A 14,263-nucleotide genomic window follows, 5' to 3' on the forward strand; every position below is an offset into this window, starting at 1 on the left:
AATACTTTACATGTTAATTGAAAACGTTCAAAGATAAAAAAATCTTAATTCAAAAGGCTATTTTGAATTAAGATTTTAAAAAATATTACATATTTCTGAATAATTTACGAAACCACTTCTTCTAAATTTTTATCAAAAGTACGTTTTCCGAAAATTGTTTCTAAGTCATCTTTAAAAATAACTTCTTTTTCAATTAGTATATCAGCAAGCTGATTTAACTTGTCTTTGTTCTCTTCTAAGATTTGAATTGCTCTTTGGTATTGACCTTCAATTAATTCTGAAATTTCTTTGTCAATAACTTTTGCAGTTTCATCAGAATACGGTTTAGAGAAGTTGTATTCACTTTGTCCGCTTGAGTCATAATAAGTAACGTTTCCGATTTTTTCATTCAAACCGTAAATTGTAACCATCGCACGAGCCTGACGTGTAACTTTTTCTAAATCGCTTAATGCACCAGTGGAAATTCTGTCAAAAGTTACTTTTTCAGCAGCTCTTCCTCCCATAGTTGCGCACATTTCGTCTAACATTTGATCTGTTCTAACGATTTGTCTTTCTTCTGGTAAGTACCATGCAGCTCCTAAACTTTGTCCACGAGGTACAATAGTTACTTTAATAAGTGGTGCAGCATGCTCTAACATCCAGCTTACAGTAGCGTGTCCAGCTTCGTGAATCGCGATTGCTCTTTTTTCTTCCGGAGTAATAATTTTGTTTTTCTTTTCAAGACCACCAATGATTCTGTCAACAGCATCAAGGAAATCTTGTCTGTCAACTGCAGTTTTATTGTTACGTGCAGCAATTAAGGCAGCTTCGTTGCAAACGTTTGCAATATCAGCACCAGAGAATCCTGGAGTTTGTTTTGCTAAGAAATCTAAATCAAGACCTTCGATTTTTTTGATAGGAGCTAAGTGAACTTTAAAGATTTCAGCTCTTTCGCGAATGTCTGGTAAGTCAACAAAAATTTGTCTGTCGAAACGTCCGGCACGCATTAAAGCTTTGTCAAGAACATCAGCTCTGTTAGTTGCAGCCAAAACGATTACATTAGAGTTTGTACCAAAACCATCCATTTCTGTCAATAATTGGTTCAAGGTATTTTCTCTTTCATCATTTCCTCCTGACATATTGCTTTTTCCTCGCGCTCTACCAACAGCATCAATCTCATCGATGAAAATGATAGCAGGCGATTTTTCTTTTGCTTGTTTGAATAAGTCACGAACACGCGAAGCACCAACTCCTACAAACATCTCCACGAAATCAGAACCTGATAATGAGAAGAAAGGTACCTGTGCTTCACCGGCAACAGCTTTAGCTAGTAAAGTTTTACCAGTTCCAGGAGGCCCTACAAGTAAGGCTCCTTTCGGAATTTTACCTCCAAGATTCGTATATTTTTCAGGGTTTTTCAGGAATTCTACAATTTCTTGTATTTCTTCTTTTGCACCTTCTAAACCAGCAACATCTTTAAATGTTGTTTTGATATCTGTTTTTTCATCAAATAATTTAGCTTTCGATTTTCCAATGTTGAAAATTTGTCCGCCACCGCCACCAGCGCCGCCTGACATTTTACGCATAATGAAAATCCATACACCAATAATGATGATGATTGGAAGCAGACTGATTAAAATGTCGCTCCAATTGTTTTTCTGCAAGAAATTAAAATCTTTCAGTTTGCCTTCGCCAACCGCTTTTTCAAGTTTAGTTTGAAAAATCTGGTCGTTACCAATTTCTAAAGTATAGTGTGGACCTTTGTTTACTCTGTCAAACATGTCCTTTGCTACCTTTTTATTAGCTGCATCTTTAAGAGCAGCCGCAGTTAAATAAACTTCTGCTTCAGCTTTATTATAAACGATCACTTTTTCAATTTGACCTTTTTCTAATAAAACATTGAATTTAGAAGAAGTTAATTGAGCAGGTTCGCTTAAGTTAGATCCTCCAGTTGCAAAACTTATAAATAAAAAAACTAAAAGTATTGCAGTATATATTAACCAGGGACTTATTTTAAATTTACTCGGATTTGGATTATTATCTTTAGCCATTAGAAAAAATTTTCTTTAGTATTTGTTTTCGATTGTAGTTATTTTGGCGTCACCCCAAAGGCTTTCGATATTATAGTATTCACGAATGTGTTTTTGGAAAACATGTACCACGATGTGCACATAATCCATAAGAACCCATTCCGCGTTATCGGTTCCTTCTACATGCCACGGTTTATCTTTTAAATCTTTAGATACTGTTTTTTGGATTGAGTTTACAATGGCGTTAACCTGAGTGTTAGAGCTTCCGTTGCAAATGACAAAATAGTCACAAACAGCCGTGTCTATTTCTCTTAAGTCAAGAATATCAATATCATTTCCTTTTACTTCTTCAATCCCCTTTATTATGTTCGCCAGTAGAACATCATTATTAATAGTCTTTTTCGCCATGAATTATTTTATATGAATTTGTAAAGTTACCAAAATTTGTGATTATTTTTGAACCTTAACAAAATATTAAATTAAGTTATTTAAATTACTTGAATGAAACTAATCAAACTCGATGCCATAGATTCGACAAACGACTTTCTTAAGGCATTATCAAGCAAGGACGAACTTGATAATTTTACTGTGGTAACAGCTGAAAATCAGACAAAAGGCAAGGGGCAAATGGGGGCGAAGTGGGAGTCAGAATCAGGTAAAAACTTAATTATGAGTGCCTTGGTCAAGGATTTTCTTTATGATAATGAAAAGGTTTTTAATTTGAGTTTAATCGTTTCCTTATCCGTAATTGATGCTTTAAAATCATTAAATATTCCTGATTTAAGTATAAAATGGCCTAACGACATTATGTCATACAATAAAAAGATTGGTGGCATACTAATCGAAAATACCATCAAAAGCGATGGCAGGATCGTGTCAGTAGTTGGATTAGGACTAAATGTAAATCAAACAAATTTTGAAGAATTGCCAAATGCTTCTTCCTTGGCAGTTATTTTAGGACATACTTTTAACAAAGAATTATTACCGGCTTTAATTATCGAAAAAATCCAGCAAAAAATAGATTCATGGGAGTCAAATTCAGCTGTTTTCTGGAGCGAATATTTTAATTCGTTATTCCGAAAAGGTATTCCAATGCCTTTTAAAAACCTTAATACGGAAGCATTCGGGCAAAACTTCATGGGAATAATTCAAGGCGTTTCTTCTGTCGGGAAAATACAAATTCTGCTTGAAGATGATTCTGTTTCTGAGTTTGATATTAAAGAAGTTCAAATGCTTTATTAAAAAAGGTTCTGAGATTCTGAGTTACTAAGGTTCTGAGGTTTTGAAAACTTTGTGCCTTCGTGGCAGATTACACTTTTACCAGATTTTCTTTTTTTGGAGCTATTTTTCTATTCCAATATAGAATGTAAATTGTCCCGAGAATGGAAGGCAGTATCCAGGAAATTAAATTCCCAATTCCCATTCCGGCTACTATAAAAGCCGTAATTGAAGCTATCAAGGCGCCAACCATTTTTCCAATGTGTTTGGAAAGCCATTTTTTTCTGAATTCAGAAGGATCTTTAAAAAACATAAAATCTTTTACAGTCATATAAAACCCAAATCCACCGAAGAAAGTAAATAATATGCCGTTTTCAATTGCATTTAACTGGCAGTATAATCCGATAGAAATCATTGTTGCGGAAAAGAACAACATACTTCCTGAAATTAATTTGTCAATGAAATCGGCTTTTAATTTGTGTTTGAAAGAAGAAGTCCTGTTTCCCGAGATGACAAGATAAATAGTAAATAATCCAATCAGAAATAAAAATATATTTTGGTGACCAGGAAGCCAGCAAATTGGAAGTGAGATAAGACAGCTTGTAATCATTCCGATGGAGAATAATTTTCCCATTTTTTTATGCAATGAACTTCCTTTTTTTACCAAAACACTTCCAATTCCGGTCATTAAACCAATTCCTCCAAAAAAAGCGTGAGTGTAAATTAAAATCTTAATCGTTGTTTCCATTTTAGTTTGTGTTAGTTTTATGGATCAAACTTCGATTAATAATTCAGTCTGGAATAATTTATAGTTCTGAAGTGTTGTTTTTTAAGGATGAAATGAGGGTTTTGCCGCAAAGTCGCTAAGACACAAAGAAAATTAAACTTTGCGACTTCGCGAGATTATTCTAAAAAAAACTTTGTGTCTTAGTGCCTTCGTGGCAACAAAAAAAAGCCCAATCATAAGATCAGGCTTTAAGTTTTATGTAAATAGCGAATTAACAACTAATAATTTATAATTAACAATTACAATTTAGTCATATTGTTAGCTAGGGTTTCAATGAATTTACTAATTGGTCCTTTGATCATCATGGCCATCATTGCGTTGAATTCTCCTTCAAAGAAAAGTTGCACTTCACTTGATGAATCTGAAACGCTGTCAATGTTTGAAACCAAAGTAAAAGGAAGTTTATCGCTTGCAGCTCCCAAAACAATTTTGCTTGGTGCTGTTTTTTCCTTCATTTTAAGTTTTATTTCCGGCATACCTTTCAATCCAAAAATAAAAGCATCTTCGCCAATCACTTCAAATTTAGCGATATTATCCGGCATTAATTTTTCAAAATTCTTAACATCAGATAATTGATCAAATAGATCTTGAGCTGATTTCTGAACAGTAACTTTTGGACTTTCTAAGTTCATATTTTATTCTTTATTTTTTTTTTAACCGCAAAGGGCGCAAAGGTTTTTTTTATAGTGCAGGCTTTATAAGATCAAAGTTCGCAAAGCTTTCTTCAAATAAATTTCAATTTTTTAAATTCCAAATTCTAAAAGAGCGAAGCGATTTTTGAGTAAAATCTAAAATCTAAAATTAATCCTGTCCCCAGGTTGATGGAATTGCGTTCCATTCTTGTAAAGTAGATTGTTGCTCTTCTGTAATATATTGTTTCTGAACCGCTAATTCCAACAGGTTTTCGTAATTGCTTAGTGTGTACAAGTCAATATTTGCGCTTTTAAAGTTTTCTTCGGCAACACCAAAGCCGTAGGTGAAAATCGCTGCCATCCCTTTAATATTAGCACCTTCATTGCGTAAAGCTTCAACAGCCATCAAACTGCTGTTTCCGGTACTAATTAAATCTTCAACGACAACTACATTTTGTCCTTTTTGTAAAAAACCTTCAACCTGGTTTTGTCTTCCGTGTTTTTTAGCTTCCGGACGCACATAAACAAATGGCAATCCAAGGCTTTCAGCAACAAGAATTCCAATTCCAATAGCTCCAGTGGCAACACCGGCAATAACATCTGGTTTTCCAAATTGTTTTTCAATGTTTTTCGCAAATTCATCACGGACGTAATTTCGGATGATCGGAAATGAAAGAATTAACCTATTATCACAATAAATAGGCGATTTCCATCCAGAAGCCCATGTAAAAGGATTTTCTGGATTCAATTTAATTGCATTTATTTGCAAAAGCAATTCGGCTGTTTTTTCGGCAGTATCTTTATTAAAAATCATAATACAAATGTATAAAGTTTTTGTGAACGACAAACCACTTTTTTTGACAAATGAAATCTCAAGAGAGACTAATTTTCAATTGTTCCTGTTGGAGAGTATTGATATTGAACAGCTTATAGTGAAAATTTTTCAAAATAAAATTCAAAAGGCTTACTTATATCATCCCGACGAAAGAGAGATTATGAAGACTCTCAAGGCTAAAATCCCTGTTAGTAAAGCGGGAGGAGGCTTTGTGTACAATAAAAATGGAGAAGTTTTATTCATTTTCAGAAACGGAAAATGGGATTTACCAAAAGGTGGAATTGAAAAAGGGGAAGAAATTGAAGACACTGCGATGCGCGAAGTTGAAGAAGAAACCGGCGTAGGAAAACTCCGAATCGTAAATAAGCTCCAGAAAACCTATCACGTTTTTAAACGTAATGGAAAATACAAGCTTAAAATCACACATTGGTTCGAGATGTTTTCTGATTTCGAAGGAACCCCGCAAGGTCAAATCGAAGAAGGTATCGAAAAAGTGGCCTGGCTAAATCCGGAACAAATCAAAGAAGCGTTGAAAAACTCGTACGAAAATATCAAATTACTTTTTGAAGAAGAGAGTAAGATTTCTGTTGAAGAGTAGGGGAGAAGCGAGAATCAAGAAGCAAGAAGCAAGAAGGAAGAGGTAAGAATATAGAACATAGAATATAGATAAAACTTAGTCCCGGTACTTTGGAATTGAATAATTAGTTGTTTAGTAAATCTAAATTTTTATTTGTATTTTCGTACATATAGATTAACCAACTAATAGATATTGTTATGTCATTTCAGGGATATTTAAAAACAATAAAGGAAAAGACTGGTAATGGTCCGGCTGAATTCAGGACTTTGGCAGAACTAAAAAGCTTCACACAAGACGGAAAACTTAAACCTGATGTGAAAGCTGGAGATATCGTCACTTGGCTTAAAGAAGATTTTGACCTAGGTCAGGGACATGCAATGGCAATTTATGCTTTGCTTAAAGGTATAAAAGACGAGAATAGTCAATAATTAATTCAATTTATTATTTATCGTATACATAATTAGGGCGTGCCACCATCCCGATAAGTGGGCAAATTACTTTGCGTACATACGCCCACTTATCGGGATGCTGTCGGGCTATCCACGCTACTTCGGTAGCTAGCTCCTATCCCTCACGCGAACTATTTTCAAAAGTTTGTTTCAGTTTTCATATTAATTTTCATTCTCCATTTACTCAAAATTAAAGAAGATAAAAATCCGAATAAAGCGAGCAGAATTAAAAACGAACTTCTTAAAGGTCTTTCATTAAATGCTGATAATGGTAAAATGCTAGTCAGAATTAAAAGCCAGAATGCAATCCAATACAAATTTCGTTTAAAAAATTCCAGATAAAAATTAAATGCAAGAATGCAGAGCATAAAAATAATTCCGGTTAAAAAAAGAGTCAACCCAAATCCAACTGATCTATGTTGTATTGGGTAGAAATGATTTAAACTGTCATGAATTATTACTAAAACAACAATTTGAATTACTGAAATTATTATTGGGCTTAGTATTTTTCTAATCATTTTTAATCCTCTATTTATTTACAAAGATTTTAACGAACAGCTTTGCGATCTTAGAGTTTTTTCAACACACTAAAAAATAAACTCCTTTGCGAACTTTGCGGTTAAATTTAAAGCAAGCGATAAACAGGATACTGCATATGCGCCTTTTCATAATAAACAGAATTTTTATATATCCAGTTTAATTGTGCTTCAGCGTTTTTGGCGAATTCACGATCGTTTTGTTTTTTGGTTTCTAATTCGGCTTTTAGTTGTGGATTATCTTTTAGCAATTTGGCAGCTGTATCTTCAAAAATATATTCTGAATAATGCTCTTTTTGCTGTAGAATCGGATCAAAGAAATTCCAGTTAAAGAAAGAATCAACGCCTTCTGGTTCAAAAGCTTCTACGAGATATTTTACACCTTTCTGTTTTGTTGAAACAAGATAGTCACCTTTGGCAAAAGTCATTTTTACGTTTTTAGAAATTACTTTCGTATTGTAGTGTAAATAATGTCCTTCGTAAGCATTTGTGAACGTTTTGAAATCGGCAATTCTATAACTTTCCACCTCAATAATGGTATCATTTTTTATTTGTGTAAATGAGATATTATTGTTCTTCAGCAGCTCAATTATATTCCAATAACCACGCGGAATGATATAAGCAGATGGAATAACAACGTCTTTTAGTGATTTGAATTCTTTGATATAAGGTACGTCTTTTTTATAGGGTTTACTACGATCGTAATACAAGCGATCGCCTGATGTAGCATCACTTTTTTTGTATCCTGCTTCATATCCTAAAAACGAAAAAGTCGTGGCTTTTGTGCTGTCCAGTTCCCATTTTAAAGTATATGATTTTTTAGGCTGATATTGCTCTAGGTTTTTTACGCGCAATTCTTTGATTTTTTGATAATTGGCATCAGTAAAATCCATAGTGGATTTCATGTATTCGTAAGTCATTTTTACACGTTCGGCATATTTTTTCAGCATATGTGTTTCAACTACAAATCCAATGGTATTGAACAAAGAAGTATAACCCGTTGTATATCGCGGACTGTCAACAAACTGTCCAAAACCTTTGTCCGGCGCATCCTTAAATGAATCGACATAAGGCGTCGTTTCGATTTTCTTTTGCTGTAAATCTTTTACCAAAGCCGGCATCATTACATCGTTCATATAATCACCCAAAACAGTTCCTAATTTATTATGCTGTGTCATGATATAAGTTAGTTTGTATTGATAGTCAGAACCATTACTCACATGATTATCAATAAAAACATCAGCATTTATTTTTTGGAAAATCTCCACAAAACTTTTTGTATTTCGCGTATCTGATTTCATTAAATCACGATTCAAATCATAGTTTCGGGCATTCCCTCTAAAACCGTAAACTTCTGGCCCGTCCTGATTAGCACGTGTTGTAGAATTTCGATTTAAAGCTCCACCAATATTATAAACCGGAATGCAAACTAAAACCGTGTTTTTAGGCGCTTTCATTTTACCAATTGCCAAATCTCTGTAGAATTGCATCGTCGCATCGATTCCATCAGGCTCTCCAGCGTGTATGCCATTATTAATGAAAAGTACTGCTTTATTTTTTTGTATTTTATCAAAATCAAATTCCTTGTCAGGATTAAAAGTTACCATGTGCAACGGTTCACCAGAATCTGTCAATCCCATTTCCTTAATTTGAATCGTCGGAAAATCATTGGCTAAAAGTTTAAAGTACTTAATCGTTTCCTCATACGAAGCCGATTGATTTCCGTTTCCTTTCTCAAAAAAGGTATCGTATTTTTTATTGTTTTGAGCGAAAGCTGTTATTGTGAAAAGTGAAATGAAAATGGTAAAAAGTTTCATGAATTTGGGGTTTTAATAGAAATCAAATATAGAAAAAATTAGTTTCAAGTTTTTCTTGTTTCAAGTTTCAAGTTGAAGTGAGAATAGAGCAACTTTGACATTTACCGCAAAGAGTGCAATCCCGATAGCTATCGGGATACGCAAAGTTCACAAAGCTTTGCGAACTTTGTGTTTGTCAACACATTAGAAACACAATCTATTTAAAAAACCTTTGTAAACTTTGCGGTAATAATTATAGACAAAGTTTAGAAAACCTGAAACCTGAAACAAAGAAAACCTGACACGAGGCTTTTGCCGAATTGGCGTAGCAAACAACTTTTTTTACCTACTTTTGCAAAATGAATAAAAAACACCATTCCAACAACATACTTTCGAATTTAGGAATTGAAAGCCTAAACGAAATGCAAGAAGTTGCGCAAGACGCAATTTTAAACGATAACAATGTTTTACTGCTTTCTCCAACAGGATCAGGAAAAACACTGGCTTTTTTGCTTCCGGTTTTAGAATTATTACAGCCTGAAATTCTTTCAGTTCAATGTTTAATTCTTGTGCCTTCGCGCGAATTAGGTCTGCAAATTGAGCAGGTTTGGAAAAAAATGGGAACGCAATACAAAGTGAATATTTGCTACGGTGGGCACTCCATAGATACTGAAATCAAGAATTTAAGCAATCCGCCAGCGGTTTTAATTGGAACTCCGGGTAGAATTGCCGATCATATCGACAGAGATACTTTCCGTACAGATAAAATTCAGACTTTAATTTTAGACGAATTTGACAAATCGTTGCAATTAGGTTTCCATGAGCAAATGTCTTATATCATTGGAAAATTGAATAAACTGAACAAGCGAGTTTTAGTTTCAGCAACTTCAGATATTGAAATTCCGAGATATACAAGAGTAGTTAATCCGACGGTTTTAGACTTTATTCCGGAAGAAGAAGAAAAAGCAAATCTTTCCATGAAGATGGTGGTTTCGCCAGCAAAAGATAAGTTAGATAGTTTATTCAATTTGATTTGTTCGTTGAAATCACAATCGGCTATTATATTTTGTAATCACCGTGATGCTGCAGAACGTATCAGTGATACTCTAAACGAAAAGGGAATCTATGCTACCTATTATCATGGTGGAATGGATCAGGATGAACGTGAGCGCGCTTTGATTCAGTTTAGAAACGGAAGTATGAGCTATTTAATCACCACCGATTTAGCGGCACGTGGATTAGATATTCCTGAAATGAAACACGTTATTCATTATCATTTACCCTTAAAAGAAGACGAGTTTACCCATCGTAATGGGCGTACAGCACGTATGCAGGCTTCAGGAACAGCTTATATTATCATTCACGAAAGTGAAAAGAAACTGGATTATATCGACTACGGAATGGAAGTTTTAAAAGTCGAGAATACTACAACATTACCAAAACCTCCAGAATACCAAACCATCTACATTAGTGGTGGAAAGAAAACAAAACTGAATAAGATTGATATTGTTGGTTTCTTTTCTCAAAAGGGAAAATTGGAAAAAGGTGATTTAGGATTGATTGAGGTAAAAGACTTCATTTCGTTTGCAGCAGTACGTTACAATAAAGTAAAAGACCTGTTGAAAAACATAAAAGATGAAAAAATGAAAGGCAAGAAATTTAAAATTGAGGTTGCCAGAAAAGTAGTGAAGAAGGAAGAGGAAAGGTAAGGTTTTTTGTTTCTGGTGTCTCGTTTCAGCTTTTTTTGAGGTTAAAGGGATATAAAATTGAAAACCTACGCATGGATTTTTAGTCATTTTTGTAGTAAAATTTTTTCTTTTTTTAATCTTTTTGAGGTCTGTAAAATCGGGATTTTAAGTTGTTTTCTATGGTCTTTTATATGTTTATGTCTTGATTAATTTGTTGATTTTCAATATTTTAATTTGTTGTTTTTACTAGCAAAAAATGATTTTAAACAACAATCTTAATCTTTTGTTAATAAATTAACCGCTAACACTTTATTTTATCATAATTTCTGCGTTTATTGTACTAGTAAATAATAAACCCCAAATTAATTATGAAAAGAATTATTACGATTGCCGTTTTATTGTTAAGTGTTGTCTCTTTCGCACAAATTAAAGTTCTTGAAACTGTTCCGGTTGAGAAATTAGGAAAAGTAAACAACAACTACATTCAAAAAATCGGAGATGAATACACTGTATACTACACAAGTATTCAGAACGACGATGAAGAAGGTTCATCTTTGAGAAAATTTACGTTTAAAAACGTTAATAACGATTACGCAAGTCTTTATAATATTATCATGAATGGTTTTGGTGCAAGCCCATTATATGATATTAAATTAGAATTGCCAAACAATTATATTTGGTTGCATTACACAGGAAGTGTTACTCCTGAGAAAGCTACAGTGCAGTTTATGGTTTCAAGCAAAGAAGCTTCTTCAGCAACAAGCAATGTTTCTGAGCCATTCGTAAAAGATCAAATCAATAAATTATTCCAAAAATAATTTTTTTTAGTTTCAGGTTTCAGGTTTTATTTGTTTCAAGTTAAACCTTTTTCATGAAATTTTAAATACAATAAAAAAAAGGCTATTCAAATTTGAATAGCCTTTTTTGTTTGTTTTCAAGTTTCAGATTTTTTTAGTTTGCTTCGCCAATTCGACTAAAGTCTCGTGTCAAGTTGTAAACCTTTGAACCTTTGTTACTCTGTACCTTTGAACCTTCATAGGTTATATTTTCTTCACGTACTGCGTAATAATCACAATTTGCTGACCATCTACTTTTCCTTCAATGTATTCAGCGTTTTCGTGGTCTAAACGGATGTTTCTAACTGCCGTTCCTTGTTTAGCAACCATGCTTGATCCTTTTACTTTTAAGTCTTTGATTAAAACTACAGAATCTCCGTGTTCTAAAATAACGCCATTGCTGTCACGGTGAACCAATTTGTTTTCGTCATCTTCGCCTTCGCCAGTTGCTTGTGCCCAGGCCAAAGTATCTTCATCTAAATAAATCATGTCTAGCAATTCCTGAGGCCATCCTGCAGCGCGCATACGGCTTAACATTCTCCATGCAACCACTTGTACCGCAATATTCTCGTTCCACATACTGTCATTCAAGCATCTCCAATGATTTAGATCAACATTATCCGGGTTTTCAATTTGGTCAATACAAGTACTACAAGCTAATATACTTTCGTCAAGTCCGCCTTTTTTAGTTGGTAATACCTGATATACTTTTAGATTCTCTTCAGCGCCACAAAGTTCACATTTAGATCCGCTTCGTTTGTTCAATTCTCTTTCGATGCTCATTATTTCTGTTTGTTTTAAAGATGCGAAATTACTTATAATTGCTTTCGCTTGCAAGTTTATGTTTTTTAGATTATAATAAAATTACAGTCTATTTAAGGTTTGTTATCCAGTTCACTATATCATTTACAGCCTTATTATCTATTTGATACAATGTATCAAATTCTTTTGTTTTTTTCCAGGCATCAGTATCAGCTTTCAGAAAATGATTTAATCCGCTTAGAGTTTTGACTTCGATGTTTTTATTGTTTAAAGCATTTACTAGTGCTGCTGTTTTTTCGCAATGAAAAAAACTATCATTTGTACCTGCAATAAAAAGCATTGGGATCTGTAAATTTTGAAAAAGCGTTTTGGTACTTACCTTAATTTCGGGATTAGTTTTTGAACTATATTGAGGTTGATTAAATTTACGGAATTTTTCTATTGGTGTTGCCATCAAGATTAAAAAATCTATTTTTAGTCCTTCCTGATAAGCATCTATGGTTGCAATTCCACCTAAACTATGACCTAAAACACCAATTTCTTTTTTAGATAAACTATTATTTTTTTGAATATTATCTAAAGCATAATAAAGATCTTTTATAATTTGATCAACACTAAAATTAACTTCTCCGCCTGATTTCCCAACCCCTCTGTCATCAAAACGATAAACTGCTATTCCATTTTTTAATAATTCTTCGGCTAAGATATAATGCGAATTGCGGGTATCATTTCCACTGCCGGGTACAATAACGACAATTTTTGAATATTCCGTTTTGGGGAATATTAAAGTTCCACTTAATTTAGTATTATCTTCTGAATCAATAAAGTTTATTTCTTCGAAATTATATTGGTCGGCATTTTGGATTTCTTTCCCAAAGTCATAACTCTTCTGAGCCATTAATCTTTTTACTGGGAGTAACATCAAACTTAAAAGTATAATCTTAGAAATTAAACAAATTTTGTTATCTGCCATTTTACTTTTTAACCCTAACCGCATCCGGAACCAGCATTTCATACTCACCGCCATTTCGTAATACATCACGAACAATACTTGAACTGATATAAGATGTTCTTGCGGCAGTCAATAAAAACACAGTTTCAATTTTAGAAAGGCGTCTGTTAGTATGTGCAATCGCTTTTTCGAATTCGAAATCGGCTGGGTTACGCAAACCTCTTAAAATGAAATGCGCTTTTTCCTTATGCGCTAAATCTATGGTCAATCCTTCATAAGTGATAACGGAGATTTTTGGTTCATCTTTGAAAGTTTCTTCAATAAATTGCTTTCTTTCTTCAAGTGAAAACATGTATTTTTTTTCGGCATTGACACCAATGGCAATTACGATTTCGTCAAAAAGTGAAATTCCTCTTTTGATAATATCTTCGTGACCAAGTGTGATAGGGTCAAATGATCCTGGAAATATGGCTTTTCGCATTTTTTCTTTTTTAAGGTTCAAAGCTGCAAAGGCACAAAGGCGCAAAGGCTTTTTTATTTTGTTATTGGAAAATATTCTGATTTCTGTGGTTCCATAGGATACTCACTTCGTTTTATTTTTATGATTTCATCATTTTCATAAAGTCTTAATAACGCCGTTTTTGAATAAGAGACCTTTCTGTTAGAATAATTTTCAGCTTTATCCAAATCATCTGCTTCATACGGTAAATAGGCATCAAAATCATTATTTGTTGTGTAAATGCTATCTTTAGTTACTTTGTCAATTCTCATATTTGAATAATAACCATTTGGTAGCTTTAAATTATAAATATCGCCTTCAACTGGATTTTTTATCAAAATACGGGTTTCATCTTTTTGATTAAAATAATTATTGATTGTAAAAATAAGGAATAAAGCTAAAACAGCGGAACCGGAAAACATCCAAATTGAATTGTCTAATTTTTCATTTCGAAGTTGAAGTTGCGCCCTTTCAGATAAATCTTCATAATCAAAGTTCTCTTGACAATGATTACATCTGATAAAAACAGATTTTCCAACAGGAAATAAAGGAATTAAAGTTATATGAGTGTACTTTCTATAAATGCTGAAATGTAACTCGTTTTCCGATTTACATTTTGGGCATTTTTCATTTAAAATGACTCCATTTTTTACATTTGAATCCCGAGTTCCAATTAGAAATAGCATA

At 33.3% G+C, this 14,263-nt stretch carries 15 protein-coding genes; 5 read left to right on the forward strand and 10 right to left on the reverse strand.

The window, feature by feature from the left end; translation table 11 throughout:
• Window positions 1-104: 104 nt before the first annotated feature.
• A complete protein-coding gene (ftsH, locus tag AC3ITQ_RS13685) occupies window positions 105-2,030 on the reverse strand; it encodes an ATP-dependent zinc metalloprotease FtsH (RefSeq protein ID WP_072971201.1) in 1,926 nt (641 codons plus the stop codon).
• Between the two features lie 15 nt (window positions 2,031-2,045).
• Window positions 2,046-2,417 carry a ribosome silencing factor gene (gene rsfS, locus AC3ITQ_RS13690; protein ID WP_007809313.1) on the reverse strand — a complete coding sequence of 124 codons (372 nt, stop codon included), beginning with the start codon at window positions 2,415-2,417 and terminating at the stop codon, window positions 2,046-2,048.
• A gap of 93 nt (window positions 2,418-2,510) precedes the next feature.
• Here rsfS and AC3ITQ_RS13695 point away from each other — a divergent pair, with 93 nt between their 5' ends.
• On the forward strand, window positions 2,511-3,251 hold the full coding sequence (locus tag AC3ITQ_RS13695) for a biotin--[acetyl-CoA-carboxylase] ligase (RefSeq protein ID WP_489234754.1): 741 nt from the start codon (window positions 2,511-2,513) through the stop codon (window positions 3,249-3,251).
• Window positions 3,252-3,318: 67 nt separating this feature from the next.
• Here the strand turns inward: AC3ITQ_RS13695 and AC3ITQ_RS13700 are convergent, their stop codons facing one another.
• From AC3ITQ_RS13700 to pyrE, 3 genes are all read right to left on the reverse strand, one after another.
• Window positions 3,319-3,975, reverse strand: a complete 657-nt coding sequence (locus AC3ITQ_RS13700) for a hypothetical protein (RefSeq protein ID WP_489234755.1) — start codon at window positions 3,973-3,975, stop codon at window positions 3,319-3,321.
• Between the two features lie 278 nt (window positions 3,976-4,253).
• Window positions 4,254-4,646, reverse strand: coding sequence for an SRPBCC family protein (locus AC3ITQ_RS13705; protein ID WP_489234756.1), 393 nt, complete (start codon window positions 4,644-4,646; stop codon window positions 4,254-4,256).
• Between the two features lie 169 nt (window positions 4,647-4,815).
• Window positions 4,816-5,460, reverse strand: coding sequence for an orotate phosphoribosyltransferase (pyrE, locus tag AC3ITQ_RS13710; RefSeq protein WP_026982211.1), 645 nt, complete (start codon window positions 5,458-5,460; stop codon window positions 4,816-4,818).
• A gap of 7 nt (window positions 5,461-5,467) precedes the next feature.
• Between pyrE and AC3ITQ_RS13715 the strand changes: the two genes are divergently transcribed.
• A complete protein-coding gene (locus AC3ITQ_RS13715) occupies window positions 5,468-6,079 on the forward strand; it encodes an NUDIX hydrolase (RefSeq protein WP_489234757.1) in 612 nt (203 codons plus the stop codon).
• A gap of 176 nt (window positions 6,080-6,255) precedes the next feature.
• Window positions 6,256-6,486, forward strand: coding sequence for a DUF4287 domain-containing protein (locus AC3ITQ_RS13720; RefSeq protein WP_489234758.1), 231 nt, complete (start codon window positions 6,256-6,258; stop codon window positions 6,484-6,486).
• Between the two features lie 646 nt (window positions 6,487-7,132).
• Here AC3ITQ_RS13720 and AC3ITQ_RS13725 read toward each other — a convergent pair.
• A complete protein-coding gene (locus tag AC3ITQ_RS13725) occupies window positions 7,133-8,860 on the reverse strand; it encodes a M14 family metallopeptidase (RefSeq protein WP_489234759.1) in 1,728 nt (575 codons plus the stop codon).
• A gap of 338 nt (window positions 8,861-9,198) precedes the next feature.
• Here AC3ITQ_RS13725 and AC3ITQ_RS13730 point away from each other — a divergent pair, with 338 nt between their 5' ends.
• Both AC3ITQ_RS13730 and AC3ITQ_RS13735 read left to right on the forward strand, forming a co-directional pair.
• Window positions 9,199-10,548: a DEAD/DEAH box helicase gene (locus AC3ITQ_RS13730; RefSeq protein ID WP_489234760.1), complete on the forward strand. Its 1,350-nt coding sequence runs from the start codon at window positions 9,199-9,201 to the stop codon at window positions 10,546-10,548.
• Window positions 10,549-10,895: 347 nt separating this feature from the next.
• The gene (locus tag AC3ITQ_RS13735; RefSeq protein WP_489234761.1) at window positions 10,896-11,345 is read left to right on the forward strand and encodes a hypothetical protein; all 450 of its coding nucleotides are present in this window, start codon (window positions 10,896-10,898) and stop codon (window positions 11,343-11,345) included.
• A gap of 222 nt (window positions 11,346-11,567) precedes the next feature.
• Here the strand turns inward: AC3ITQ_RS13735 and AC3ITQ_RS13740 are convergent, their stop codons facing one another.
• The 4 genes from AC3ITQ_RS13740 to AC3ITQ_RS13755 all read right to left on the reverse strand — a co-directional run bounded on the left by AC3ITQ_RS13740 (window position 11,568) and on the right by AC3ITQ_RS13755 (window position 14,262).
• On the reverse strand, window positions 11,568-12,146 hold the full coding sequence (locus AC3ITQ_RS13740) for a PhnA domain-containing protein (RefSeq protein WP_489234762.1): 579 nt from the start codon (window positions 12,144-12,146) through the stop codon (window positions 11,568-11,570).
• 88 nt (window positions 12,147-12,234) lie between these two features.
• Window positions 12,235-13,098 carry an alpha/beta hydrolase gene (locus AC3ITQ_RS13745; RefSeq protein WP_489234763.1) on the reverse strand — a complete coding sequence of 288 codons (864 nt, stop codon included), beginning with the start codon at window positions 13,096-13,098 and terminating at the stop codon, window positions 12,235-12,237.
• Window position 13,099: 1 nt separating this feature from the next.
• Window positions 13,100-13,558, reverse strand: coding sequence for a pantetheine-phosphate adenylyltransferase (gene coaD / locus AC3ITQ_RS13750; protein ID WP_026982220.1), 459 nt, complete (start codon window positions 13,556-13,558; stop codon window positions 13,100-13,102).
• Window positions 13,559-13,611: 53 nt separating this feature from the next.
• Window positions 13,612-14,262, reverse strand: a complete 651-nt coding sequence (locus tag AC3ITQ_RS13755) for a zinc ribbon domain-containing protein (protein ID WP_489234764.1) — start codon at window positions 14,260-14,262, stop codon at window positions 13,612-13,614.
• Between the last annotated feature and the right edge of the window lies 1 nt (window position 14,263).

Source organism: Flavobacterium sp. KH_001 (assembly GCF_057840745.1).

Bases quoted from the DNA above. Each gene is read 5' to 3' on its own strand.
- ftsH (WP_072971201.1), bottom strand. From the start codon at position 2,030: ATGGCTAAAGATAATAATCCAAATCCGAGTAAATTTAAAATAAGTCCC.
- rsfS (WP_007809313.1), bottom strand. From the start codon at position 2,417: ATGGCGAAAAAGACTATTAATAATGATGTTCTACTGGCGAACATAATA.
- AC3ITQ_RS13695 (WP_489234754.1), top strand. From the start codon at position 2,511: ATGAAACTAATCAAACTCGATGCCATAGATTCGACAAACGACTTTCTT.
- AC3ITQ_RS13700 (WP_489234755.1), bottom strand. From the start codon at position 3,975: ATGGAAACAACGATTAAGATTTTAATTTACACTCACGCTTTTTTTGGA.
- AC3ITQ_RS13705 (WP_489234756.1), bottom strand. From the start codon at position 4,646: ATGAACTTAGAAAGTCCAAAAGTTACTGTTCAGAAATCAGCTCAAGAT.
- pyrE (WP_026982211.1), bottom strand. From the start codon at position 5,460: ATGATTTTTAATAAAGATACTGCCGAAAAAACAGCCGAATTGCTTTTG.
- AC3ITQ_RS13715 (WP_489234757.1), top strand. From the start codon at position 5,468: ATGTATAAAGTTTTTGTGAACGACAAACCACTTTTTTTGACAAATGAA.
- AC3ITQ_RS13720 (WP_489234758.1), top strand. From the start codon at position 6,256: ATGTCATTTCAGGGATATTTAAAAACAATAAAGGAAAAGACTGGTAAT.
- AC3ITQ_RS13725 (WP_489234759.1), bottom strand. From the start codon at position 8,860: ATGAAACTTTTTACCATTTTCATTTCACTTTTCACAATAACAGCTTTC.
- AC3ITQ_RS13730 (WP_489234760.1), top strand. From the start codon at position 9,199: ATGAATAAAAAACACCATTCCAACAACATACTTTCGAATTTAGGAATT.
- AC3ITQ_RS13735 (WP_489234761.1), top strand. From the start codon at position 10,896: ATGAAAAGAATTATTACGATTGCCGTTTTATTGTTAAGTGTTGTCTCT.
- AC3ITQ_RS13740 (WP_489234762.1), bottom strand. From the start codon at position 12,146: ATGAGCATCGAAAGAGAATTGAACAAACGAAGCGGATCTAAATGTGAA.
- AC3ITQ_RS13745 (WP_489234763.1), bottom strand. From the start codon at position 13,098: ATGGCAGATAACAAAATTTGTTTAATTTCTAAGATTATACTTTTAAGT.
- coaD (WP_026982220.1), bottom strand. From the start codon at position 13,558: ATGCGAAAAGCCATATTTCCAGGATCATTTGACCCTATCACACTTGGT.
- AC3ITQ_RS13755 (WP_489234764.1), bottom strand. From the start codon at position 14,262: ATGCTATTTCTAATTGGAACTCGGGATTCAAATGTAAAAAATGGAGTC.